Annotated in this window: 26 protein-coding genes and 1 pseudogene; all 27 read left to right on the forward strand. The window is 43.4% G+C overall.

Going from position 1 to position 24,450, the window contains the following annotated elements; genetic code table 11:
* A pseudogene (locus P255_RS15450) lies at positions 1-487 on the forward strand (replication protein); the annotation flags it as partial.
* Positions 484-1,242, forward strand: a complete 759-nt coding sequence (locus P255_RS04765) for an ATP-binding protein (RefSeq protein WP_004903984.1) — start codon at positions 484-486, stop codon at positions 1,240-1,242. The pseudogene P255_RS15450 and the gene P255_RS04765, both read left to right, overlap by 4 nt.
* Before the next feature lie 2 nt (positions 1,243-1,244).
* Positions 1,245-2,711, forward strand: a complete 1,467-nt coding sequence (locus P255_RS04770; RefSeq protein WP_370664286.1) for a DNA cytosine methyltransferase — start codon at positions 1,245-1,247, stop codon at positions 2,709-2,711.
* Positions 2,708-3,259, forward strand: coding sequence for a hypothetical protein (locus tag P255_RS04775; protein WP_004900953.1), 552 nt, complete (start codon positions 2,708-2,710; stop codon positions 3,257-3,259). The genes P255_RS04770 and P255_RS04775 overlap by 4 nt, the downstream gene beginning before the upstream one ends.
* Positions 3,256-3,606, forward strand: a complete 351-nt coding sequence (locus P255_RS04780; protein ID WP_004900956.1) for a hypothetical protein — start codon at positions 3,256-3,258, stop codon at positions 3,604-3,606. Before P255_RS04775 ends, P255_RS04780 begins: the two co-directional genes overlap by 4 nt.
* 101 nt (positions 3,607-3,707) lie before the next feature.
* Complete coding sequence (locus P255_RS04785) at positions 3,708-4,205, forward strand: RusA family crossover junction endodeoxyribonuclease (protein ID WP_004900957.1); 498 nt, start codon at positions 3,708-3,710, stop codon at positions 4,203-4,205.
* Between the two features lie 14 nt (positions 4,206-4,219).
* A complete protein-coding gene (locus P255_RS04790; protein WP_004900960.1) occupies positions 4,220-4,699 on the forward strand; it encodes a hypothetical protein in 480 nt (159 codons plus the stop codon).
* Positions 4,700-4,764: 65 nt separating this feature from the next.
* Positions 4,765-5,043: a hypothetical protein gene (locus P255_RS04795; protein WP_004900964.1), complete on the forward strand. Its 279-nt coding sequence runs from the start codon at positions 4,765-4,767 to the stop codon at positions 5,041-5,043.
* Between the two features lie 5 nt (positions 5,044-5,048).
* Positions 5,049-5,240 carry a hypothetical protein gene (locus P255_RS04800; protein ID WP_004900966.1) on the forward strand — a complete coding sequence of 64 codons (192 nt, stop codon included), beginning with the start codon at positions 5,049-5,051 and terminating at the stop codon, positions 5,238-5,240.
* 1 nt (position 5,241) lies between these two features.
* Positions 5,242-6,912 carry a portal protein gene (locus P255_RS04805; RefSeq protein WP_004900969.1) on the forward strand — a complete coding sequence of 557 codons (1,671 nt, stop codon included), beginning with the start codon at positions 5,242-5,244 and terminating at the stop codon, positions 6,910-6,912.
* An 11-nt stretch (positions 6,913-6,923) separates the two neighbouring features.
* Complete coding sequence (locus P255_RS04810; RefSeq protein ID WP_228127508.1) at positions 6,924-7,325, forward strand: hypothetical protein; 402 nt, start codon at positions 6,924-6,926, stop codon at positions 7,323-7,325.
* On the forward strand, positions 7,315-8,001 hold the full coding sequence (locus P255_RS04815; RefSeq protein WP_004900972.1) for a hypothetical protein: 687 nt from the start codon (positions 7,315-7,317) through the stop codon (positions 7,999-8,001). Before P255_RS04810 ends, P255_RS04815 begins: the two co-directional genes overlap by 11 nt.
* A 14-nt stretch (positions 8,002-8,015) precedes the next feature.
* Entirely contained in the window at positions 8,016-8,918 is a 903-nt protein-coding gene (locus P255_RS04820) for a phage capsid protein (protein ID WP_004900974.1), read from the forward strand.
* A gap of 97 nt (positions 8,919-9,015) precedes the next feature.
* Positions 9,016-9,243: a hypothetical protein gene (locus P255_RS04825; RefSeq protein ID WP_004900975.1), complete on the forward strand. Its 228-nt coding sequence runs from the start codon at positions 9,016-9,018 to the stop codon at positions 9,241-9,243.
* Positions 9,244-9,250: 7 nt separating this feature from the next.
* Positions 9,251-10,159 carry a hypothetical protein gene (locus P255_RS04830; RefSeq protein ID WP_004900980.1) on the forward strand — a complete coding sequence of 303 codons (909 nt, stop codon included), beginning with the start codon at positions 9,251-9,253 and terminating at the stop codon, positions 10,157-10,159.
* A complete protein-coding gene (locus tag P255_RS04835; RefSeq protein WP_004900982.1) occupies positions 10,159-10,473 on the forward strand; it encodes a hypothetical protein in 315 nt (104 codons plus the stop codon). The genes P255_RS04830 and P255_RS04835 overlap by 1 nt, the downstream gene beginning before the upstream one ends.
* 60 nt (positions 10,474-10,533) lie before the next feature.
* A complete protein-coding gene (locus tag P255_RS04840; protein WP_004900983.1) occupies positions 10,534-11,100 on the forward strand; it encodes a phage connector family protein in 567 nt (188 codons plus the stop codon).
* Positions 11,097-13,175, forward strand: coding sequence for a phage tail protein (locus P255_RS04845; protein ID WP_004900985.1), 2,079 nt, complete (start codon positions 11,097-11,099; stop codon positions 13,173-13,175). The genes P255_RS04840 and P255_RS04845 overlap by 4 nt, the downstream gene beginning before the upstream one ends.
* A gap of 2 nt (positions 13,176-13,177) precedes the next feature.
* Positions 13,178-13,630: a GNAT family N-acetyltransferase gene (locus tag P255_RS04850; protein ID WP_004900987.1), complete on the forward strand. Its 453-nt coding sequence runs from the start codon at positions 13,178-13,180 to the stop codon at positions 13,628-13,630.
* Positions 13,627-14,127 (forward strand): hypothetical protein, encoded by a 501-nt coding sequence (locus P255_RS04855; RefSeq protein ID WP_004900990.1) that lies wholly within the window; start codon positions 13,627-13,629, stop codon positions 14,125-14,127. The genes P255_RS04850 and P255_RS04855 overlap by 4 nt, the downstream gene beginning before the upstream one ends.
* Complete coding sequence (locus tag P255_RS04860) at positions 14,127-14,564, forward strand: hypothetical protein (protein WP_004900992.1); 438 nt, start codon at positions 14,127-14,129, stop codon at positions 14,562-14,564. The genes P255_RS04855 and P255_RS04860 overlap by 1 nt, the downstream gene beginning before the upstream one ends.
* Positions 14,564-16,636: a TrbJ/VirB5 family protein gene (locus P255_RS04865; protein ID WP_004900995.1), complete on the forward strand. Its 2,073-nt coding sequence runs from the start codon at positions 14,564-14,566 to the stop codon at positions 16,634-16,636. Before P255_RS04860 ends, P255_RS04865 begins: the two co-directional genes overlap by 1 nt.
* Positions 16,636-19,557: a hypothetical protein gene (locus P255_RS04870; RefSeq protein WP_004900996.1), complete on the forward strand. Its 2,922-nt coding sequence runs from the start codon at positions 16,636-16,638 to the stop codon at positions 19,555-19,557. Before P255_RS04865 ends, P255_RS04870 begins: the two co-directional genes overlap by 1 nt.
* A gap of 1 nt (position 19,558) precedes the next feature.
* Positions 19,559-22,084: a hypothetical protein gene (locus tag P255_RS04875; protein WP_004900998.1), complete on the forward strand. Its 2,526-nt coding sequence runs from the start codon at positions 19,559-19,561 to the stop codon at positions 22,082-22,084.
* Between the two features lie 15 nt (positions 22,085-22,099).
* Positions 22,100-22,396, forward strand: coding sequence for a hypothetical protein (locus tag P255_RS04880; RefSeq protein ID WP_035365021.1), 297 nt, complete (start codon positions 22,100-22,102; stop codon positions 22,394-22,396).
* Positions 22,397-22,465: 69 nt separating this feature from the next.
* The gene (locus P255_RS04885) at positions 22,466-22,798 is read left to right on the forward strand and encodes a hypothetical protein (protein ID WP_004901004.1); all 333 of its coding nucleotides are present in this window, start codon (positions 22,466-22,468) and stop codon (positions 22,796-22,798) included.
* 2 nt (positions 22,799-22,800) lie between these two features.
* The gene (gene terL / locus P255_RS04890) at positions 22,801-24,447 is read left to right on the forward strand and encodes a phage terminase large subunit (RefSeq protein ID WP_004901006.1); all 1,647 of its coding nucleotides are present in this window, start codon (positions 22,801-22,803) and stop codon (positions 24,445-24,447) included.
* Positions 24,448-24,450 lie beyond the last annotated feature (3 nt).

The raw sequence follows: 24,450 nt of genomic DNA on the forward strand, positions 1-24,450 counted from the left end.
CACCCATGCCGAAAAAGGGCATAACACCCATGCCGAAAAAGGGCATAACACCCATGCCGAAAAAGGGCATAACACCCATGCCGAAAAAGGGCATACAAAGAAAGAAAGTATTCAGAAAGAAAATTCTAAAGAAAACTTTAAAGAAAGTGAGAGCGCAAATTCTCCTGAATCCATCCTGCAAATCTGGCAACCAAATACCAATGATTTGAACGCTTGGTTACGCCGTTCAGGTGAAATGGCTTTGACTGAAAACCTGATCGAGCAAGTTCTACTTGAATTCAATCCGTACTACGAATCGAAGTACCGCATGGGGTTGTTATCTGAAAACCAAATGTACTCAAACTTTGTGAAGTGGGTGAAACGCGGTGTGAATTTCAATAGCTCAAAGTCAGCACCCAAACCAAATTCCCGCAACGTCAACGATGTATGGGGTGAGCCTAAGCAATATGCCCCTGCAAGTGACATCGACACAGAGGGGTATCTATGAACGCCATGACTTCCTTTGATCAATTCAAGACTGTGCAAGCAGCACAAATTTGCCCGATCCACAAAACCGAAATGATCAAGTTTGGCCCAACAGCCCAATGCAAGGCATGTGCGATTGAACTTGTAAAGCAAGGCAATATCGAGCATGACGCTGCTGTCAACGAAATGGTTCGTAAAAACCACTTTGCAGGGGCAAAACTTCCTGAGCGCCATGCTGAATGCGGATTCAAGAATTACGCCGTGAATAACCACGGTCAGCAATACGCAAAAGAAACCTGTCTCAAATTCGCAAAATTAATCAATTCAGGATCAGTGGCAAACCTGATCATGGTTGGGCGAACTGGAACAGGGAAAACCCATCTTGCATGCGCCATTGCCCGTAATGTGCTAGATGCTCGTAAATTCGCGAGATACGTCACTTCTGAGCAAATGGCTACCGACATAGCGGACGCATGGAAAAAAGCCGATGACAGCGAAGCCAGCGCAATCTATCGCTATACAGAGTACGACTTCCTGATCATTGATGAGTACGGATTGCATGATCAGCATGAAAAACTGCTGCAACTCGTCCACAAAGTGCTCTATGCACGCTATGACGCGAAGAAATCAACCATGATTATTTCCAACTGGACGAAAGAGCAATTGCAGCAAAGTTTGGGTGATCGTTTGTGGTCTCGTTTTCAACATGATGGATTAACACTGGTCGAGTGTAATTGGGCTGATGCTCGAATTGGTAGCGGAGTGGGTGGGGTATGAACATGAATTTAAACCTTTTCCCACATGAATTGATCATCGATAACTTTGCAGGCGGTGGCGGTACTAGCACAGGTCTTGAGGCTGCTTTCGGTCGACCTGTTGATGTTGCAATTAACCATGATCCAAAAGCCTTGGCGATGCATCGAGCTAATCATCCTGACACAAAACACTATTGTGAGTCTGTCTGGGATGTTGATCCAATTGAAGTGACTGGCAATCAACCTGTTGGTCTTGTTTGGCTTTCTCCTGACTGCAAGCATTTCTCAAAAGCGAAAGGTGGCAAACCGGTTGAAAAGAAAATTCGCGGTCTTGCTTGGGTAGCATTACGCTGGGCGGCGAAAACACGACCTCGCGTCATCATGCTTGAGAATGTCGAGGAGTTTAAAACTTGGGGCCGTGCTGCTGAGGATGGTCGTCCATGTCCAAAACACAAAGGCGAAACCTTCAGAAGTTTTGTTAAGGCGCTACGCTATCAGGGTTATCAGGTTGAATGGCGTGTGCTTGTAGCATGTGACTTCGGTGCACCAACTACACGTAAACGATTTTTTCTGGTTGCTCGACGTGATGGATTGCCAATTGTTTGGCCTAAAGCAACTCATGGGAAGCCTGAGAGCTTGGAAGTTAAAAAAGGCAAGTTGAAACCATGGCGCACAGCGGCAGAATGCATTGATTGGTCTATCCCATGCCCAAGTATCTTTGAGCGATCAAAACCACTTGTGGATGCTACATCGCGCCGTTTGGCAAATGGTTTAGTTCGTTTTGTCATCAATAATCCTGAGCCATTCATTGTTGGTGTTGATAATCAACACATTGCACCAGTAATGACTGAAATTGCGAATACATCAACTCCGCGTTGCATGTCAGCAAATGAGCCGCTTCGGACTATATGTGCTCAGGTGAAAGGTGGTCATCATGCTTTGGTTACTGCATTTTTAGCCAAGCATTACACGGGTGCCACTGGAAGTGATGTAAAAGAGCCAATCCACACCATTACCGCAAAAGACCATAACGCACTGGTAGCAGCAACCCTGATCAAGCTGAGAAAAGATTGTGTTGGTCAATCAGTCCAAGATCCGCTGCATACCATCACTGCGGGCGGCGGGCATTTTGCAGCGGTATATGCATTCTTAACAGCATTTTATGGAAACGAGAAAGACGGCAATAGCTTGGCTACTCCGCTTAGAACGATTCCAACCAAAGATCGATTTGGTTTAGTGACCGTAAAAGGCGTGCTACATCAAATTGTTGATATTGGCATGCGTATGTTCCAGCCAGTCGAATTGTTCAAAGCACAAGGTTTTCCAAGTACATACATCTTCAGTTACGGCATTGATGAGCATGGAAACACGATAAAGCTAACCAAAACTGAGCAAGGTCGCATGGTTGGTAATTCAGTTCCACCGCAATTATCAGAAGCACTTGTACGTGCCAATTTCAGCCATGAAAGCAAATACCAGGGGGCAGCATGATCTACATTTCAGAACAAATCAAAGAAGCGCTTAAAACACTGGCTGAAATTAAACGCCGTCCTCCTTATGAGCTTTGCATCGTGAAGTCTGTGCTTAACGCTTATCGCAATAATGAGCATCACAGTTTGAAAGCTGAGCTTGATGTGGTGCTTCAGCAGAAGTTTCCGAGATTAAATCGACCTAAGGAAATCATTATCGTACGTGAAAAACCTGCAATGGCAACCGATGAGCAGTATCAGGAATTTGTTGAAGCGGCACGTGCATTCACTGGCGCAATGAAGTTCATGGCAACACTTGCGAGAATCAATGCAACTACGGTTTCACTGATTGCAAATCGTGGGTTTATGCGAGTGCATGAATATCAGCAATTTCAACCGCATTTCGCGGCTGTGTTTGCTGAGCAGGCTAGACATTTGCAGCCTAAGCCTAAGGCAGAGTCGAAACCAAGAGTTAAGAAACCGAAGAACAACAACGGGCAGAAAGTCATGCGTCAGATTATGAGCGCATCTGTGGCTGAAGCGCGGAATAGAAAGGGGGTGGCGGCGTGAGCTTAATCGAACAATTGGGTGGGTATGAGAAGGCTAAAGAAGAATTAAATTGGATTAAAACATACATGTGGGCATCTAAAGAAATGTGGATGTTGGAGAAAGAGCTTCTTAAATACCGCCGTGAGCATGTGATTTATGAGGTTAATGATCAAGTGGTTTTGATCAATAAGCCCGACTTATCAAAATCTCTACATAGGGTTTTGGCTGTTCATGCTCCAACAACTATTCATGTTTGTCCTATAAATCAGGTCAGTGGAAATGATCTATTGATTCTTGGTTTTAATGCAAGTCCATTCTATTTGAGACATGCCTCCGATGAAGAATTTAAAGCGGGGCATCGACTATGACCCCACGCGACTTTCTAATTTTTATGATCCTTTTAATTGCCTTCTGCCTTTTGGCAGGGGCATCTGGTTACAGCACAAATCATGCTTTGGGGTGGTTATAAATGCGAATGACTGAACAACAGCTACAAGAGCATTTAAAACGCCACGGAATCAAGCGCCATTTGGCGCTAGATCAACAAAAACAGAAAAGTGAAGCTGCCATACATGCGAAGCTAAAAAAAGCGAATACGGAGGATTTAGAGCGTAATTCAGAAATTATTTTAAGTTGTGAAATTGGAATGATTCCACCGTCAGTAAATCATTATTGGGTAACCAGTGGTAAGCGCCGTTTTTTAAGTGACCGTGCACGAGATTTTCATGATCTTGTGCGCGTCATTGTTCCAGCCCATCAAACAAAAGAAAGACTCAAATTAGAAGTGACTTTTCATTTCCCTGATCGTCAGTGTCGGGACATTGATAATTACCTGAAAGCGACTATCGATAGCTTGGTGAAGTGCGGCTTATGTGTTGACGATGAGCAGTTCGATGTACTTGTTGTGAAACGTGGAAACATCGTCAAAGGCGGTTTAATTCGATTGATAGTGAGTGAATTAGAATAATGGGAGCATATGTGATGAATCAGGATTTAAGTGTTGATAATACTGTGCTTTTTGAGTCTCCTCGCGCGCGCGCGCGTTTTGTCTCAGCAAAAGAGCAAGCCAAAGATTTTATTAAGAAAAAACGTAAATACCGCCGTCCTGATTTTCCTCGCATGATTCTGGACTTGCGTAACCTTGGTTGGTCTCATGAAAAAATCGCTTTTGTGCTTGATGTGAAAAACAGCAGCACTGTTTCAGCATGGGCAACTGGATCAAAACCATTCTTTGAACACGGCGAACAATTCATTGAGCTGTGGAGAGATCAAACCAAAGTTGATCGTGTGCCGCGTATTGGTGAATTAGATTATCACTATGAAATCGGTCAGCTTGGGCTTGGTATTCCACGCAATCAGATTTACTTCTATCCACACCCAACACGCGCAGAAGTAGCAACCGAGCAGCTACATGTGACACTTGATACTTTTGCAGAGCAGATCGGTTTGAGTTTTGATTAATCACCCAACAAACCACAATCTTAAATATCAAACACTAGCCCTATTCAACCGAGTAGGGCTTTTTTATGGCACGTACAGTACGCACACCAGGCGCAACAGAAGAACCAACCGAAGAAGCGAAAGAACCTGTTGCCACTGAGCAAGAAAACGAACCAATGGTTGGTGAACAGGTGTCTCATTCAGGCGAAACAGAAGACTTTATGCCTGCTTGGGCTGTTGCAATTCTGGATGGTCAGAAACGCATTGAAAACAAGCTTGATGCACTTGCAGCAGAAGCGGGCTTAAAAATCACTAAGCCACCGCGTTTCAAGTTTGATCCAGCAAAAGGTCATGTAATGGAGTAATCGCAATGTGTGGTGGAAAAGTAGCTAAAACCGATCCTGAAGCAGAAGCTCAAGCAGCAGCCGATAAAGCAGCCGCAGAAGCAAACAAGAAGAAGGCTTTACGCAATAGTGCAAAGCAGGGAAGTTTGCTTGCAAGTGCAGCAGATACAAGCAATGCAGCTACCAGTGGCGCTAAAACAACATTAGGCGGTGGTTAATATGGATTTGGCTCAGCAATTATGTTCACGGCTTGGACAGATGAAGCTAAGCCGTTCTATTTATGAGTCGCATTGGAGTGATTGTTACAAGTACGGCGCACCTGAGCGCCAACAATCATTTTCTACAACTCAAAGCCAAAAATCGCAGCGTGAGCAGGAACGTGCGGAACTGGTCGATTCTACAGCAGCAGAGTCGATCCAGTTACTTGTATCAATGATCATGTCAGGTGTAACGCCTGCAAATACCATTTGGTTTCAAGCCACACCTGATGGCATGGATGATATTTCACATATAACCGATGGTGAACGCTGGCTTGAAGAAGTCTGTCAATTCATGTGGCGCAATATTCATGCAGCCAATTTTGACAGTGAAGCATTTGAAACCATCACCGATGTTTCTGTTGCAGGCTGGGGAATCTTATACACGGACATTAACCACAAGGAGGGCGGTGGTTATGTGTTTGAGTCATGGTCGATTGGTAGCTGCTGGATTGCATCAAGTCACCCGAATGGGTTGATTGATACGATTTACCGAGAACATGAAATGACAGCTTTGGCGATGGTCAATACATACGGTGAAAGTAAGTGCAGCACGGACGTTGTTAATGCCGCAACTGTAGAGCCTGACCGCCGTTTTAAAGTGCTGCATGTCATTCAGCCACGCAAAACCAAAGGCGCAGGACAGCTTAATACCGATATGCCATTTGCTTCTTATCATATTGATGTAAGTAACAAAATCATGATGAAAGAGTCAGGCTATCAGGAATTTCCGTGTTCGGTACCACGATTGCGCCGTCTGCCTAATTCTGTCTATGGCAACGGTCAAATGTCAGTGGCTTTGCCAGATGCAAAAACCTGTAATGAATTGATGCGTCAAACCTTACGTGCAGCAGATATGCAGATTTGTGGCATGTGGATTGCCGAAGATGACGGGGTTTTAAATCCGTACACCGTGAAAGTAGGTCCACGCAAAGTCATTGTGGCTAACAGCATTGATTCAATGAAACGCCTTGATGATGGGGTGAATTTCCAAATCTCGGAATACTTGCTGAACACATTGCAAAACGGCATTCGTAAGAAGCTCATGGCTGATTCATTGCCGCCAGTGGGACAGAAGCAGATGACAGCAACCGAGATCAATACACGTGTCGAAATCATTCGGCAGATGCTTGGGCCATTGTATGGACGTTTGCAATCTGAATTCTTATTGCCGCTTTTAGATCGTTGTTTTGGTCTTGCTTTGCGTTCTGGTGCGCTTGGACAGCCACCAAAAGAGCTTTGGGGTGCAAACCTATCATTCAAGTTTATTTCGCCTATGGCGCGCTCTCAGCGCCTAAATGAGGTGGTAGCAACTGAGCAGTTCATTGCATCACTGGCAAATATGGCAGGAGTAGATAAAACCGTTCTTGATGTCGTGAATTTTGATGCAGCGGCAAACGTAGTCGGCAAAGGTCGTGGTGTACCGCAGTCAATCATGCGTACAGATGAAGAAGTTCAGCAGTTACGTGATGAGCGTCAGAAAGCCATGCAGGAACAACAGCAACAAGCCATGCAGCAGCAGGCAGCACAGGCAGTGACGGGTGCAGCAGCTAAAGGACTTGAAAATACTTTAACCAAAGACCCAAGCGCTATGGACGATATTGGCGGAATGGCAAGCGAGGTGATGCAGTGATTTTTTTCATTATGGCTTTTGCTTTATTGGCTCTCATTGCATCACTTGGATGGATGCATACAGAGAAGAAATTAAAGGTTGCCCAAGAAGCAGCCAATAAAACCAATGAAGCTATCAATCAAATTAGTGATGCCGAAGTGCAAGACAAGGCAATCCGCAATCGATACCCACGCAAGCCAACACCTATGGACTATTACCAGTTATTTGAAGCGCACCCTATTGGGCGTGATGTGATGGATGATCTGGTCAATATTTTTGGCGGTGCAACGTATGTTCGCGGTGGACATGATGCAGACCGTGAGACGTGCTTTAAGGCTGGAAAGAAATTTGTTGTTGATCACATTTTAATTCAGGTCAGCAAAGCAACTGAAACTAAACAAGATAAATCTGAGGTAACGATTGATGACAACTGAGCAAACAACACCAGAACAAACAGCGACTACAACTGAAACCACTCAAACCGCACCAGGTGCAGATACAAGCCTATTGGGTGGTCAGGCAGTAGAACAAACTCAGACCGAAGGTAGTCAACAGACAACAACCCAAACTGCTACACCTGAGCCGATCACGGCAGATAGTTACGCCGTGGCAGACATTGAAGGTTTTAACTTTGATGAGTTTAAGGCCATTGACGAGAACAAGGCGTTTCTTGAACGTGCAGCAGAAGCAGGCATCACCAATGATCAGATGAAGTTTGTACTGGGTGAGTACAACCAAATCATTCCAAGTGTCATGGAGCAAATGTCACAACTCCAAACTGATACATGCAAAGAAACACTGCAAGCAGAATGGGGTGCAGAAACCCAAGCCAATCTTGGTTTGGCAATGAAAGCAGCACAGGCGGCTGGTCTTTCACCTGACGATATTAACAACCCAACGGTGGGCAATAACCCCGCTGTCATCAAGGTTTTGGCTCACTTCGGTAAGCAACTTGGCGAGGATTCATCACTTCAAAATACACAACCAAGTGGTGGAGAAGATATTCAACAATTAATGCGTAGTGAAGCGTATAGCAATCCAAAACACCCTGATCATTCACGTGTAACAACACAGGTCAGCCAGTGGTACGCGAAACAGTATCAAGAATAAGGAGTGATTGAGTTATGGCTCAAGATATGGCAACCAATGGCGCAATGATCACAGCAGGGTTTAAGCGCCAGTTTCATGACACTTTTGAAGTACAGTGTCAGCAAACGCAATCAGCTTTGCAAATGGGGGTAGAGGATCGCGGTGCAATTAGCGGCGCATCTTTTACGATCAATGACTTGGGTTCTGTAGAAATGCAGGCTTCAGGTAGTCGTTTCGGGGATACCGTTTGGTCTGTTCCTGATAGTGGAACACGTTTGGCATTGATGGCTGATTATGACTTGTTCGTACCAATCGAGCCGCGTGATTTACCAAAACTTGCAGCAAACCCGACTGATAAATATATGCAGGCGTGTTTAGCAGCAGAAATGCGTCAGCGTGACCGCATTATCTATAACGCATTGGGTGCATCAATTCAGCGAAAAATTGTTGATGGTGAAACTTACACCGCAACAGCTTTGCCAGCAGCTCAGCAAATTGGCGCATCATCTGCACCAATGAACAAAGCAAAAATTGTTCGTGCTCGTAAATTGTTCCGTCAAAACCATGCGGACAACTTGCCGTTATATATGATCTATAACGCTGATATTTTGGAACAAATCCTGATTGATACTGAATTGACCAAGTGGGATATTCAAACCATTCAGGCAATCCAAGATGGTGATATTGCAAAAAAATGGGCTGGGTTTATTTGGCTTCCGTATGAAGAACTTGCATCAGTTACAAATACTGGTGTAACCACTCAGACCACTTACGCATTTGCCAAAGGTGCTGTGCATTATGGTCGTAACTCAATTCAAGACTTCGATATTGCAACACGTCCAGACAAGAAAAACGTGAAGCAGATTGGCGGCATTGCATCCTATGGTGCAGGTCGTGCGAATGAGAAAAAAGTTGTGAAAATCGACTATATCGTCTAACCAGTTTCCCTGCTATTCCAGTAATGGCAGGGATTTTTACCCAACCTACTAACATGAAACCTTCTTCATACTTTAAAAAAATGGAGGAGGTTTTTTTATGGCTACAGCAGCAGTTGTCTTAACTACAACGCCACAGCAAGTATCTAGTGGTACATCTGGAGTAAGAATTCAGAGCCACAAGTATAAATTTAAGTGGGTTGCATCAACTTCACAGCCAACAGACTTATCAATATTTCATCTTGATTCAGATGTCTATATTGAAGGTAAAGGCGCTATATGGGCTTGGCAGGATTTAGGCACAACAGGAACTGTTATTGTGACTTGAGGCATGTATGATCAAAGGTAAAAATACAAAGATTTTCGGCGGCTCACAGTTCTGGTCAAAAAATACAACGATCATTGGTGGAATGATTAATTTAGATCGAATTATCAAACAACTATTCGCCAACTCAGAACAGGGTTTCACGCAAACCCTTGATGATTATTCGATACTTTTCCAAGATGCAGCAGGGACTACGGCATTAACGGGTGCGGGACAGACGTTGGGGTTGGTGCTGGATAAGAGTAAGGGGTTGGTGTTAGGTAGTGAGTTGGTAACTAATGGTGGATTTACAACAGATACAAGCTGGAGTAAAGGCACTGGGTGGTCTATTGCCAATGGATTTGCTACTCATACAAGTGGCACACCATCTACATTAACTCAGCCAGTTTCTGTTACTACTGGTAGAGCATATCAAATAGAATTTGATGTATCTAATACAAGTTCTGGAAATATTGCAGCTTGTTTTACAGGTGGCACTACAGTAGCTGGTACGCTTAGCGGTGCAAATGGACATAGAAAAGTAATACTATTTGCTGTAACAGGTAATGTTAATTTTGGTGTTACATGTGACACTCTTTTTAATGGTTCAATCACAAATCTAACTTGTAAATTATTGAATGGTAACCACGCATCACAACCAACATCATCCTACCGCCCACTCTTACAAAACACACCGCGCCGTATCCAATATGACGGCATTGACGACAAGCTCACAACGACACTACCAGCGCAATTAACAGGCTGCACAGTCATTCGAGCTATTCCAAACGTGGGCTGTCAGATTCTCACAAATCAAACCATTCCAACGCCGTACAACGATTCAACAAGTCATTGTGGTCTGATCGTGATTAACCGTGCGCTAACTGCATACGAAACGTCACTGGTAACGCAAATCTTCAATAAATTGGCAGGTGTGTAATGGATGAAGCTAATCTTTCAGACGTAAACATAATTCCAGATGAGAACCTGCAAGACGTAAACGATTTTGCAGAACTGTGTGGCTGTGGCCCAAACAACATCTCAGTCAAACTGCAAGATAGCTCGGGTGCAGTATTCTGGGCATGTCATTCACAGTGGAAGCCTGACGACTATGCGGCATTTAAAGCTATGGATATTCCAGCTCAATATCAGGCATCAATGTCAAAACTGTACGAACGTGCTGTACTTGATGGTGATGCTCGGCAGAATTGGGAAGCTGCTTTGAGCGAGTTAGGTCTAAGCATTGTGAAATAAACACTCAACCAAACTACACAAAACCTCAGCCACCATAACCAAAATGGCTGAGGTTTTTTTATGAGCACTACAAAAGTGAGTATCTGCAATGAAGCGTTGAATATGTGCGGTGCATCATCAATCACCAGCTTTGATGATGAGGATGATAACGCTCGGCGCTGTGCAGCAATTTATGACCAGACACGTAAATCATTGATCCGCATGCACCCATGGTCATGCTGTAAAAAGCGTGAAGTCTTGTCACCAACAACAGCACACCCAACATTTGGTTATCAAAACGCATTCCCAATGCCAAGCGATTTTATTCGTTTGCTTAATGCAGGGACTAAGGACTTCGATATTGAAAATAATCACATTTTAGCAAATACAGATTCAATTCAACTGGTGTACATCTATGACAATAAAAATGAACAGACGTGGGATGCCTTACTCGCTGAAGCTATGGCGCTTTATATGTGCTCCAAAATTGCAAAACCAATTACTGGCAGCCAAGCAGAAGGCGATAGCGCCTATCAAAAATTGATGAATCTGTTGAAGCAGGCGCGGGCAATTAATGGGCAGGAAAGACCTAATGATTCATTTTTTGGTGATGAAGAAGCCAGTTTAATTACGGTGCGCTACCAATGAAAAGTACAGTTATAAAAAACAATTTTAGTGCTGGGGAGTTGTCACCTGTTCTCACAACACGTACTGATATTCAACAGTATGCCAACGGTGCAAAAGAATTAACCAACATGATTCCTTTGGTTGAGGGTGGTGTGCGGAAAAGACCAGGTACTTATTTTCGGCAGATCATCGCAGGCGCATTGCGCTTAATTCCATTTGTTGTGAAGTCTGAAAGCTCATACTTACTGATATTTAAGCCGTTACAGCTCATTGTTTATAACCCACGCACCTATGCAGTTGTTGCAACGCTGACAACGCCGTACACAGCCGATCAAATACCCGATGTGCAGTTTGTACAATATCGCTATGACATGTTTTTTACACACAGCAAAGTTCCTGTGCAGCGTTTCCGGTCTTCCACCGATTTTACAAATTGGGAAATAGCAGAGTTTATTTTTACGCATCCACCACTTAATGATGATGCTGCGCGTTATCCATTTCGTAAAGCAACACCAAGCGATAAAACAATCGGTACAAACATAACCGTTACGCTTTCAGATGTTGCTGAATGGGCATCGGCGACATCGTATATAAAAGGTGATGTGGTTGTTTCTTCTTTAGTTTACTGGCAAGCATTGGTTGCAAATACTAATCAACCACCAGCAGTAAATAGCACCTATTGGGCACCAGTTACATCAACAGCAGTTGATACGTTCCTAGCAACAGATGTTGGTAGTTATATCTCTATCAATGGTGGCATTGTAAAGGTCACTCAATTTACCAGCGCAACAGTTGTTGCTGGGGAAATTGTTAAAGCATTTGACTCGGTAAATGCAGCAGTTGAGCGGTCATGGGGGATTACACCGCCTGCATTTAATGCAACGAATGGTTATCCGCGATGCGTTACGTTCTTTAAACAGCGATTAGCACTTGCCAACATATTGGCAGCACCAAACAAGATATGGCTTAGTGCTGTTGGGGAAAATGGAAATTTTCTTGAAACCACAGATGATGCAGATGCTTTTAGTATTGTTTCAGCAAGTGGATTATCCAACTCAATTCTGTTTATTGAAGCCACTCGTGGGGTTATTTGCCTGACTTCAGGTGGTGAATACATGGTGAGTAGTAATGGAGCACTAACACCAACCACGGCGGAAATTAACGAGCATACCGCATATGGCGCATATCCAATCACTCGACCATGCCGCGTTGGTAATGAGCTACTTTTTGTTCAGCGTGGCGGTGAGCGCTTACGTGCATTGTCTTACCGTTATGAAGTAGATGGCTTGGTATCTCCTGAGATCAGTACCTTGGCTTCGCATATTGGCGAGGAGCATGGCGGAATTGAGGAAATCACGTATCAGCAAGAGCCCGAATCAATTGTATGGTGCAAGATGGGCGATGGGAAAGTTGCATCAATCACATTCAATCGGGATCAGGAGGTTGTTGCTTGGGCGCAGCATGATTTTGGTGGTTCAACACTAAGTATGTGTTCGCTTCCAACCAAGCTAGGCAGTGATCAGTGTTTTATGCTGATTAATCGTAATGGTTCAATATGCCTGGAGGAGGTTAGTTTTAATGCAAACATGGACTCTCAGCGTGACGCTGCAATAGTAAATAACGCTATTGATGTATCGCCAATCACATACATTGATAGCTTTGATTTAATGAAGCAGGAAGATAGTGAAATTTACTATGCAGTTGCATTTACGAAATCGGGAACAACGCTAAAAATTAGCAATACAGATCAGTCTGGCACTGTGCAATTAGGTAAACCATTCGATTGTAAGATGCAGTTATTCCCGCCTGAACTATCACAATCACCAGCATCCACAATGATCTACAAGGCACAGATCATTCGTATGGCATTCTTTTTCTATAAGACACTGGCACCAGTATTCAATGGCAAGCAGCTTGAATTGCTTAAATTCAGCAATGATCCACTGAGCAAGCGCAAGTTATTCACAGGTAGATACTTGCATGAAGGTGGTAACTTTTCTGATTTATACGATGTTCCCTTAGTGATAACACACAACAAACCATTACCTTTTCGATTGCAAGCTGTAGCTATGGAAATCTCAATTAACGAGCGTTAATTATGAAATTGCGTGTTGCTACAGTGCAGGACATACCCATACTGGTTGAGTTTGGTGAATCGTTCATTAAAGAATCGCCAAACTATCAGGATCGACCTTATGACAACAACAAGGTAGCAGATCATTTTAAGTCGTTAATCAAGCATGGCGCTCTATTTGTTGCTGAAGAAAACGCTGTGATTTGCGGTGGATTTGCAGGCGGTATCAGTAGTGATTGGTTTAATGGGCAAAAGATTGCCTTCGATTATGTCATGTACGTTAAACCTGAATATCGCAAGACACGTGCAGCATATTTGCTGATTGATGGCTTTGTGAATTGGGCAACCATAATGGGTGTAGATCGTATCCAGTGCGGTACCACAACGGGGGTTGAATCTAAGGGTTGCATCCGACTGTATAAGCACTTTGGATTTAAAGAGTATGGCACTGTACTTGATTTGGAGCTAAAGGCATGAGTGAGATAATTTCTCCTGATAACACAGGGCTTTTAACTCATGTACTCGGTGAGTTGCACAATAAGCTTTACGTTAATGTAGTTCGTGATCTAAAACAGCAGACAGAAGAAAAACTTCAAGCTGGAGAGCTTGAACATGCAGATTTTCCAGTGACACACCACTTTGCACCCAATGTTTATATGCGGCAAATGGATGCCAAAGCAGGCACATTCTGCGTGAGCAAAATGCATCGTACTGAGCACATGAATATTTTGCTTAAAGGTGCATTGACGATCATCACTGAAAATGGGCTGCAATACCTTGAAGCACCGCAAATCATCAAGTCAGCCGCAGGCACAATGCGTATTGGGTATTTTCATCAAGATACAACATGGATAACAGTCCATCCGACACAAGAAACAGATTTAGAAATTATTGAGCGTGATGTGATTGTTCCAGATGAAGAAATTGAACAGTTTCTTGAATCTATTGGTCACTCACTGAAGGAGATAAAGTAATGTCATGGGTAGCAGTTGGTGCAGCCGCAGCAGTAGCAAGTGCTGCAATTACAGGGTATTCGGCATATTCATCAAATAAGACAGCTCAAGAGCAAGCGAAAGCAGACGCAGAAGCTCAGGCAGCACAAGGACGTTTGGAAGCAGAGCGCATTCTCAAGCAAAAAGAAAAACAGCAATCAGCAGCACGTGCAGCCGCAGCCGCTAACGGTCTTGATGTGAATGAAGGCACAGCAATCAAGATCAACGACACAATCGAACAGTATGGTCAGTATGACGCTGAAATGGCACGTCAGACTGGTTATAACGCATCACAAAAATTGCAGGCAGCAGCAAGCCAGTATGGCGCAAATGCGACAACTTCAGCGCTTTCAGGGGCATTAAATACCGCTTCAGCAGGCGCAAGTGCATATAAATCGTATCAGAAAGGGTGGAAGTAATGGCTAGAATTCCAATGGGGGATTTTGGGAATGCATTACCACAGGTGCAACCAACCCAATTACCTCAAAGCAATATTAATGAGTTGGCAGGCGCATTAGGCAATGTGTCCAATACCATTGGGCAAATTAATCAGCAAAAAGACCAGGAGCAACGTCAACTCGAAGTCACCAATAAAATGGTTGAGTTAAGTTCATTTAAGAATGATAGCGACAAGGCTCAGCTTGATATTGATAATGCCCTATCGACACAGTTCAATGATACTTATGCTGATATTAAAAGCCGTGTTGCTAATGGATCGCTCAATGCGCAACAGGCAAAGGATGAGCTGATTACCAAATCCAATGATATTTACAAAGGTTTGGAAAACAATATTCCAATGGCCATGCGTCAGGACATGCGGAACTATTGGGATCAGAACGTCAACAAGAGCAGTGGATCATTTGCGCCGTTGCAGATTCGTGCTGATGAGAACATGCAGCAAGTCAACTTGGATCGTGCATCACAAGTCTATGGGCGTTTTGTTGATCGTAAAGATGGCTTGGATAAATTCAATGCTTATGTTGATCGCTTGATTATTCCAGAAGCGCAAAAAGTTGAAGCAAAAAATAAATTCGCAGCCACTCAGGAATATAACCAAGTACAGGATGAAATCACCACAGCAACAGCGAATGGAGATATTGCCGCACTGGACAAGGTAATTACTGGACTTGGTGATAAAACTTACCTGACTGAAGACAAGGTGCAGGATATTCGCAAACATGTTTTATCTGTGAAAACTTCAATACAGAACAAAAATGATGCTGAAGAACGCCGCCGTATTTCTGAATCTGGAAAAATTCTAAACGATTTTGAAACACAGGTTCGTTCAGGCTTACCGCTAGATGATAAATATATTGCCAATGCACGGCAGGCAGTATCAGGCACACCAAATGAAGGCGAGTTCAATTTCTACTATGCACATTACGAGAAAATTCAGAACTTCACAAAAATGAGCACAGCAGATCAGCTCACTGAAATCAATCATTTCAAAACTCAATTGAAAGATACAAAGACCAGTAATCCTGCCGATGCTCAGAAATTATTGAATGTTTACGAAAGTTTATATGATCAAAAAAAGAAAACCTACAACAACGACCCGAACCAAGCCGCATCTGAAAATGGCTTAAAAGTCTATGACGTTAAAGGTCTTGAGCTTAAAACTAGCCCAAGCTCATTCATTGATAAGGTTGTGCATAATGGTATTAATCAGATCGCATTACGTTCTAAAGATGGCAATGTAAAAATCGCGCCAATTTCCCCAGCAGCATTACCTGATGCACAACGCGAATTTAACGCAATGGGCGTTACTCAAAAGCTGAATTTCATTGGTGGATTAATACAGAAAACCAAAGGCGTGACCGATGGGAATAAGCTGTGGGGTGCTGTTTTAGGTCAGTTATCAGGCGGTGATCAAAATTACACAGCAGCAGCTTTGGCACAAATGAATGGCTACAAGTCAACAGAAGGTCGTAGTGTTGCAACCGCAATTGTTACAGGCTCTCAATTGCTCAAAAACAAAGGCTTTTACATGCCTAAAGAAGATGACTTGCATCGTTATTTTAACGAACAGGTTGGGCAAACTGTATCGGGTACAACAGCCAACAATATGTACAACGTATTCCGCTCCATTTATGCGGATACGATTAATAGCTTGGGTGAACTACATAATGGCAAGGATGAGTCAATTAACAAATCTGCAGCACATACAGCGGTCAGTTTAGCCACAGGTGGAATATATACCCAAGATGGTAAATTTAGAAATTACATGGATGGCAAAATCAAGGATTGGAAAGTTACCAAGCCTTGGGGCATGACTGATGCAAAGTTTGAAGCGGCACTCGAGAAAGGCTATGCAGGCGTATCGCATTATACAAAAATTCCTGTTGCTGATTTAAAGGGCTATCGCCTATACCAGTCTTCAAAACGAACAGCACAAAACGAAATTCAATATGACTTGATCGATGAGCGTGGAAATCCACTGACGAAAGACGGTCACATCTGGCGTATTCGCATTCAACGGAGTAGCTATTAATGGGTACTTGGATTGATGAACTAAACGATGATGAGCAGACCAAAATTGATCAGCTCAATGCAAAAGGTATGGGTAAAGCGCCCAATCAACCCAAACAGGTTGGTTTTTTCGATGGCGTGGCTACAGCTCCGTTTCGTGGTGCTGCTGTTGGTTTTGCAAAGACTGCGGATGTGCTTTATCAACCGTTTTATGCGCTGGAAGATCGTCTGGCATACACGTTAGATGATATGCGGCATGATGGTTTGCCTACCGAAAGCTATGACTCATTTAAAAAGAAACGTGCTGATCAGCGTAATTCTTTCCTTGTCGAAGGTATCAATGCCCTAGAGGATCGTCAAAACACAGGCACAGCAGGGCAGATCGGTTTAGCTTTAGGTGATTATGGTTGGCGTGGTTTTGTAGGTGGTGCGCTTGGTGGTGTTGGTGGTGCAGCAACTTTAACGGCTGGAACGACAGGCAGCTATGTCTACACGGATTTAACCCAAAAGCATGTTGACCATAAAACAGCGCTTAAAGTCGCATCCACGAATGCGCTTGTCGATGGTATAGCCACGGCTCTACCTATGTCATATGGCTTTAAGGGTACTGGCGGTGCACTTGCTGATTATGCTTTATCAGTAGGTGGGGCAACTGGAATAATGCAGGGTGGTCAGGCTATCAGTCATCAAGTTTTGCAAGATGCTGGATATACTGCAGAAGCACAAAACTATCAGTTTTCAAAAGAGGGATTGGCTACTGATTTCCTTTTGAACTCATTGCTATTCGGTGGTGCGCGTTACTTTGGCAGCAAGCAAGCTAAACAGGATTTAAGCTCTCAGGTTGATCAGGAATTACATAGCCTATCCACTGATCAAATTGAAGCCAAAAACTCCGCTGTAGATACATTGTTGGCGCATAACGAAGTTGAGTTTGATAATTCATCTTTAAAAACTACCGACCCAATTGTACAAAACAAGCATTACCAAAATCTTGATAGTGCTATGTCGCAAATTCAAAGTGGACAACCTGTTAATGTTCCCAATAATGTGCAACGCCCTAAGGCTAATGCTGCATCTGTGGCATTGCATACAGGTAATCTATGGGCAAAGGAAATTGCTAGACGTGCCGAGGATAATGGGATTAATCCAGCTGATGCGGTAATTATTTCCCATATTGAAACTGGCGGTAAGTTTGACCCAAGCATTCAACCAAAAGACAAGAACGGAAATAAGCTCTCAAGCGCAACAGGCCTGTTCCAAACCTTAGACAGCACATTCTATAAAATGGGTGGAAAGGATAAGAACAATGGCAATGACCAGATCACCGCAGGGCTGAACTATTACAAGCACAATGCTGAAATATTTAAAAATAAATTTGGACGCGACCCAAACGGCCTTGAAGTGTATTTCATGCATTTCTTTGGTGAAGGTGGTGGGCCAATCTTTTTAAAAGCTAAAGATGGTGAAAGTTTTGTGGATGTAGCCACACGTTTCTCCAAACCAACGAAAACCCAAACAGCGCGACAAGTTGCTGAAGGTATTGCCAGAAGCCATGGCTTTCAAGATATGACCGTTGGACAAGTCAAATCCAAATATCAACAGCGCTGGAATGATGTAGCGAAGAAATACGGAACCACAGGTGAAAACGTATCAACAGCTTACGGCATGGATGGCTCAAGCTATGACATGCAGTATGAGATTAAAAGCCTAGATGAACTGATTGCATCGAATGACCGCATGTATGGCGTTAATTCAGCATACCCACAGGAACTACAGCCGCGTGACCGAACTCGTGCTGCATCGATCCAGCAGATTCAGGATATGGCAGATAATTTGCGCCCTGAACTTTTGGGTGAATCTCATAAGCTATCTGATGGTGCACCAATCATTGGGCATGACAATGTTGTTGAATCAGGCAATGGGCGTACGTTAGCGATTACAAAGGCTTATGAAAACGGTAGAGCTGAAGAATATCGAAAGTACATTGAAAACTATGCCAAGGAAAAAGGGTGGGATATTTCAGGGATTAACAACCCTGTCCTGGTTCGCAAGCGTTTAACAGAAACGGATCGAGTGCAGTTTGCAAAGCTGGCAAATGAGTCCGATGTATCTCAATTTAGTACGACAGAACGCGCTGCCAGCGATTCTCAACGACTTCCTGATTCAACCTTACTCAAGATTAATAATGACGGTTCTGTCAATCTTGATGGCTCTATGGATTATGTGCGTCAGTTTATCAATAACATTCCAAAATCTGAGCGCTCAAGCATGATGACTGATAGTGGTCATTTAAGTCAGGATGGTAAGCGCCGTATTGAATCCGCTATTGCTCAGCATGCTTATGGCGATTCTAATTTGATTACACGACTATCCGAGAATCTGGACGATAACAGTAAGTCGGTTTTGAATGCCTTGTTGCGTGTAGCTCCACAGCTTTCACAGCTTAATGATTTGGTGAAGCAAGGCGGACGACACAAAAACAGTATTGCTGCGGATTTGGCACAGGCAGCACAAAAGCTCAATGATCTTAAAGCCAATGGTCTAACTGTTCGAGATTACCTTAACCAAAATCAGCTTATTCCAGATGGCTTAAGCCCGGGCGCACGTGATTATCTCAATGTATTTTCTGATCATAGTCGAAGCTCAAAAGCGATTGGCGACCATATTCAGAATCATATCAATGATATTGAAGCCAAAGGCGACCCACGCCAAGGCTCATTATTTGGTGATACACCTGAACAGAAAGCAGCTTTAGACATTATCAATCAAAATCCTGATCAGGAAATTTCAGTGAGTCGCACCAATTCAAAAGGTGAGGTTGAAGAAATCACAATGACATTAGGCGAACGATTGGCAGAGCTTGAAGCAGAAGCCAAACAGGCTGATTTAGATATTTTGGCAACAGAAACAGCGATAAGCTGTGCATTACAATTTGGGGCATAACATGAAAGAACAATGTAAATCCGCCGTTGCCGCAGCACTCGGTAAAACCTCGCTAAATGCCCAAGAATCACAGCTTATTGAGCAACGCATCCGTGATGCTATGCGTAACCTTGCGCGTAAAGATATTAATACTTGGCGTAGTTTAAGCGAAACCCAAAAGCTAACTGAGGCAGCCAAGCAAGTTGCTGCGGACATTAAAGGGCAATTGGAACGCAAGAAACAGATTCTTGCTCAAGACATTCTTTCTCAGAATAAAAACATTGCTGCACTGGATCACCCAACATTATCAGCAATGGATGTTGTGGACCGCATGATTGCGCCTTATGGTGATATGTCTGGCATTCAGTCACTAGATTCAAAATCACGGGGCATTGCATCAATTTACCGTGGTGAGCTCACAAACTTATGGACCAATATTAAAGGGGCAATGAGTGTATTCACTGACAAGGATTTGGTCGAACGCATTGTGCGTGAGCGTTTTGGACAAGATACTGGCGATGCTTTAGCAAAACAGATCAGCGACAATATGGGGAATGTCTTTGAAACCATGCGAGAGCGTTTTAATCGTTCAGGTGGTGACATTGGTAAGCTAGATGATTGGGGGTTACCTCAAACCCATAACCTTGAAAAGATTGCCAAAGCAGGCAAGGAAACATGGGTAAATCAGTCTTTAAACCTCATTGATCGTAATAAGTATGTCAAAGAAGATGGAACGCTTTATTCTGATCAAGAAATTAAAGACCTGCTTAATTATGCATATGACACAATTGCCAGTGATGGCGCAAATAAAACTGAAATTGGTCGTCAGGCAACAGGTGGGGGAACTTCAAAAGTAACAAACCGTCATTCTGAAAGCCGCGTTCTTCATTTCAAGGATGCAGATGCATGGCTAAACTATCAGGCTGAATTTGGCGGCATGCCATTTATAGACCTAATCGAAGCGCATGTGAATGGGTTATCTAAAGACATTGCCATGGTTGAGAATCTTGGAAGCAATCCTAAAAATGCTATGCGTATCCTTATGGATGCAGCAGAGAAAAAGGATTGGGAAAAAGGGATTGATCATAATTCTATCCAAAAAACTCGAAACCGTGCTCAGGTTATGTTTGATGAGTTTAGCGGTGGAAATGCTCCGCAATCTCAGGTTTTGGCTAACCTTGGCTTAGCCTATCGCTCAATGAACGTAGCAGCCATGTTAGGCGGTACAACCATTTCATCTATTGCAGATCAGGCAACTGTTGCAAAAACTGCGTGGGTGCATGGTATGGCTTATCGTCAGGTATTTGGTGAGCTGATCCATCAACTTAACCCTGCCAGCAAAGCAGATCGTGAGCAAGCGCGTAGCCTGGGCTTGGCAACTGAGGAAATGTTAGGTTCTATTGCTCGTTGGTCAGATGATGGCTTAACCTCGGTACAAGGAAAATCTGAGGTACTGGCACGAGTATCAAGCAATATTGCGAATCAGGTTATGCGTATTAGTGGACTGAATGCCTTAACCGCTGCATCTAAAACCGCTTTTACCAAGATGTTGATGGATAAATACGGACGTTTGACACGGGATAAAGCATGGGCTGATCTTGATGAGGTAGACCGTGATTTATTAAAGGGCACAGGGCTTAGTGAACGTGCTTGGGAAGTCATGCGCTTAGCTGATCCGATTGAGGATACAAAAGGCAATCAGCTTATGTCATCACGCTCTATCTATCAGATTCCAGATGAAAAGCTCAAATCGTTTGGCGACCCTAAAAAGGTACGTGATGAGGTTGCAACGCAGCTACAGGCACACTTGCTTGATGAGCAAGGTATGGCAGTTATCGAAGCAGGGCTACGTGAACGCACATGGGCAAGTGCAGGACAGAAGAAGGGAACACCAATGGGCGAAATTGTTAAGGGTATTTTGCAATTCAAGTCCTTTCCTACTGCTTACTTGATGCGTCACGGTTCACGTGCAATGGCACAGCCGACATTGCGCGGAAAAGTTGTGTATTCAGTTTCTCTTGCTGCAATGATGACCCTATTAGGTGGCTTGGTTGTACAGCTTAAAGAGATTGCAAATGGTAATAATCCACAACCGATGTGGGATAGTGAAGACCCTAATGTTGCCATGAAGTTTTTGAGCGCTTCAGCGGTGGCTGGCGGTGGATTATCTGTGCTAGGCGACGTAGTGAAGGCTGGCGTAGACCCAACAGGACGCGGAATTTCTGATTTTATGGTTGGCCCATTGGGTTCGGATGTGAAAGCAGTGGCAGGCGTGACAGTAGGAAATGCGATGCAATGGTACGATGGCAAAGACACAAATGCATCAAATGAAGCATATAAGGCTTTGAAAAACAAAATCCCTGCTCAAAACCTTTGGTACACAAAGCTGGTGACGAATCGATTACTTTTTGATAATTTCCAAGATGTGATTGCACCAGGTTATCGAGAGAAAGTTTTGCGTAAAGCAGAGCGAGAGCAACATCGTACGCGCTGGTGGGGAGATGATTTAGATGTTCAGTCACCTGATTTTAGTGGTGTAGTGCAATAATAATGGAGAGGTTTGGTGAAAAAAATTGGATTGCTTTTAATGGTTTTTCTTGGTGGTTGTGCAACCCTGAATAATGGCGTTTCTAAAGATGTTCAGACTATTCCAAGTGATAGCGCCTTGATAAATGGATGCAAAAAGCTTGGTCCAATTCATGTCGATACGCAGGCATTAAATTTCCAAAAGGCTGCAAACGATGAATTGCAAAAACAGGCTGTAAGATATGGTGCGGATTCAGTAGCTATAACCAATAAACAATATTTATCCTTAGGCCATGTCATCATTGATGGTACCGCGCTCAAATGTTATGAGTAGAAGCATCTAAACACCCAACCGAACCACACTCAAACCCTTGTATAAACAAATTTTATGCAGGGGTTTTTCATGTCAGATAAAAAGAAAGCTGGTCACTTAAAAGAGGAAACAAAGGACAAGTTAAAACTTTGCTTGGAAATGTCTGCACAGGACACTGTTGATTTAATGACTGAAGCCTATGGGCAAGACCTTTTCGATAAACAAGGGCGAGGGGATAAAGTTTGGCTCTATAAGGGTGCCAAAGAAGCCCTATCCTGCATGGAGAAAATTAAGCGGATCCTGAATGATGATGAGCTAACCAAAGATATTGGTGGTCGCCAAGTCTCACCTGAAGAACAAGCAGCGACCATTTTGCAACAAGTAGCTGAAAAACTGGAAGCGCGCAAACAGCGCCCAAGTTAATCATGATGCAAGTGCCATTTGCTGCATTCTATTTGGTTTATGCTGAAACGCAAAACTGGATAGTTCCTGATTTTCATTTAGATGTCTGTGATTTCTTGGAAGATTATGGAACGCTTGGCTTATTGATGATGCCGCGTGGACATGGGAAGTCCACCATCCTTGATATTTACAATGCATGGAAATTATTCAGTAATCCTGAACACTTAATTCTGCATCAAGGCGCAACTGATCCAGATGCTTATAAAGTCAGCCGTGGTACCGAACAGGTTTTAGAGCGTCACCCATTATGCCAGTTATTTGGATTTAAAAAAGAACGTGGTGAAACTCAAAAATGGTGGGTTTCAGGTTCTTCAGATGTTCGACATGGCTCTATTCATGCACGCGGAATTCTATCCAACGTCACTGGTGCACGTGCAAATGAGATTCAAAATGATGACGTTGAGGTACCAAGCAACATTGGCACACCTGAAGCACGTGCAAAGTTACGCTATCGCCTGAGTGAACAAACTCACATTCTTATTCCTGGTGGACAGAAGCTATTTGTCGGAACACCACACACCCATGATTCACTCTATACCCACATTAAAGACTTAGGGGCAAAATGCATGATTCTTAAAATGTTCGAAAATGAAGCTCGTTTTGAGAAATGTACTGAAGCAACAGTAAATTTTGAGCCAGTCTATATTTTTAGTGGGATTGGAAAGCAATCTAAACTCTTGGCTTCTGGAAAAGACTACCAGTTTGTAAAGCGAAGTAATTCATACAAAATCATTTTTACCCAAGAACATTACCTGATTGATATTTACGGTGAAGCGTTATGGCCAGAAAGATTTACGCCAAAAGTTATGGAAGATCGGCGCAAAGAATGTACGACAATCAATGAGTGGGATTCACAGTATCAGTTACATGCCAAGCCAATTGGTGAAGTGCGCTTAGACCCTGATAAGTTGATTGCCTATGACTGTGAGCCAGTATTTAAAAAGGCAAATGGTCAGTTAATCATGATGCTTGGAGATAGGCGTATTGTTTCGGCATCTTGTCGAGTAGACCCATCAAGCGGAAAAACCAAGTCTGATATTTCAGGGGTAGCTTTAATTCTACATGATGAATTTGGCATTGAATACTGGCACAGATCAATCGCATTGCAGGGTTCAATTAGCGAACATGATGATCGAGGTAAGATTACTGGTGGTCAGGTATGGCAACTTTGCGATCTGATTGAGCAATTTAAGCTGACTCGAGTCACGGTTGAAACCAATGGTATTGGTGGATTCTTCCCACAGGTTTTAAAAAACTGCCTAAAAGTTAGAAAGTTACGATGTGGTGTAACTGAGGTGCATAGTACAGGTCAAAAGAATAAGCGTATTTTGAGCGCCCTCGAGGGGCCATTAAACAGTGGTGTGTTATGGGCACATATTTCAGTGCTCGAGGACGAGAAAGGCGATGATTCAGTACAGGTAAAACAAATGCGTGTATGGAATGCTGCAGTTGTTGATCAGGAGGATGACTACATTGACTCATTGGCTGGTGCTGTCAGTGATGAGCCGATCCGTATTGGTAAAACACATAACCCAGTAGAAGATACTCAACATCAAACTTGGAGAGCAACCAGTGGTGTTTATGAAGCCACCACCGATTTTAATTATTGAGGT

The sequence above is a fragment of the Acinetobacter brisouii CIP 110357 genome (genome assembly GCF_000488275.1).
Taxonomy (GTDB): Bacteria; Pseudomonadota; Gammaproteobacteria; order Pseudomonadales; family Moraxellaceae; genus Acinetobacter; species Acinetobacter brisouii.

Coding starts and splice junctions, on each gene's coding strand:
- P255_RS04765 (WP_004903984.1), top strand. CDS start 484: ATGAACGCCATGACTTCCTTTGATCAATTCAAGACTGTGCAAGCAGCA.
- P255_RS04770 (WP_370664286.1), top strand. CDS start 1,245: ATGAATTTAAACCTTTTCCCACATGAATTGATCATCGATAACTTTGCA.
- P255_RS04775 (WP_004900953.1), top strand. CDS start 2,708: ATGATCTACATTTCAGAACAAATCAAAGAAGCGCTTAAAACACTGGCT.
- P255_RS04785 (WP_004900957.1), top strand. CDS start 3,708: ATGCGAATGACTGAACAACAGCTACAAGAGCATTTAAAACGCCACGGA.
- P255_RS04790 (WP_004900960.1), top strand. CDS start 4,220: ATGAATCAGGATTTAAGTGTTGATAATACTGTGCTTTTTGAGTCTCCT.
- P255_RS04795 (WP_004900964.1), top strand. CDS start 4,765: ATGGCACGTACAGTACGCACACCAGGCGCAACAGAAGAACCAACCGAA.
- P255_RS04800 (WP_004900966.1), top strand. CDS start 5,049: ATGTGTGGTGGAAAAGTAGCTAAAACCGATCCTGAAGCAGAAGCTCAA.
- P255_RS04805 (WP_004900969.1), top strand. CDS start 5,242: ATGGATTTGGCTCAGCAATTATGTTCACGGCTTGGACAGATGAAGCTA.
- P255_RS04810 (WP_228127508.1), top strand. CDS start 6,924: ATGGCTTTTGCTTTATTGGCTCTCATTGCATCACTTGGATGGATGCAT.
- P255_RS04815 (WP_004900972.1), top strand. CDS start 7,315: ATGACAACTGAGCAAACAACACCAGAACAAACAGCGACTACAACTGAA.
- P255_RS04820 (WP_004900974.1), top strand. CDS start 8,016: ATGGCTCAAGATATGGCAACCAATGGCGCAATGATCACAGCAGGGTTT.
- P255_RS04825 (WP_004900975.1), top strand. CDS start 9,016: ATGGCTACAGCAGCAGTTGTCTTAACTACAACGCCACAGCAAGTATCT.
- P255_RS04830 (WP_004900980.1), top strand. CDS start 9,251: ATGATCAAAGGTAAAAATACAAAGATTTTCGGCGGCTCACAGTTCTGG.
- P255_RS04835 (WP_004900982.1), top strand. CDS start 10,159: ATGGATGAAGCTAATCTTTCAGACGTAAACATAATTCCAGATGAGAAC.
- P255_RS04840 (WP_004900983.1), top strand. CDS start 10,534: ATGAGCACTACAAAAGTGAGTATCTGCAATGAAGCGTTGAATATGTGC.
- P255_RS04845 (WP_004900985.1), top strand. CDS start 11,097: ATGAAAAGTACAGTTATAAAAAACAATTTTAGTGCTGGGGAGTTGTCA.
- P255_RS04850 (WP_004900987.1), top strand. CDS start 13,178: ATGAAATTGCGTGTTGCTACAGTGCAGGACATACCCATACTGGTTGAG.
- P255_RS04855 (WP_004900990.1), top strand. CDS start 13,627: ATGAGTGAGATAATTTCTCCTGATAACACAGGGCTTTTAACTCATGTA.
- P255_RS04860 (WP_004900992.1), top strand. CDS start 14,127: ATGTCATGGGTAGCAGTTGGTGCAGCCGCAGCAGTAGCAAGTGCTGCA.
- P255_RS04865 (WP_004900995.1), top strand. CDS start 14,564: ATGGCTAGAATTCCAATGGGGGATTTTGGGAATGCATTACCACAGGTG.
- P255_RS04870 (WP_004900996.1), top strand. CDS start 16,636: ATGGGTACTTGGATTGATGAACTAAACGATGATGAGCAGACCAAAATT.
- P255_RS04875 (WP_004900998.1), top strand. CDS start 19,559: ATGAAAGAACAATGTAAATCCGCCGTTGCCGCAGCACTCGGTAAAACC.
- P255_RS04885 (WP_004901004.1), top strand. CDS start 22,466: ATGTCAGATAAAAAGAAAGCTGGTCACTTAAAAGAGGAAACAAAGGAC.
- terL (WP_004901006.1), top strand. CDS start 22,801: ATGATGCAAGTGCCATTTGCTGCATTCTATTTGGTTTATGCTGAAACG.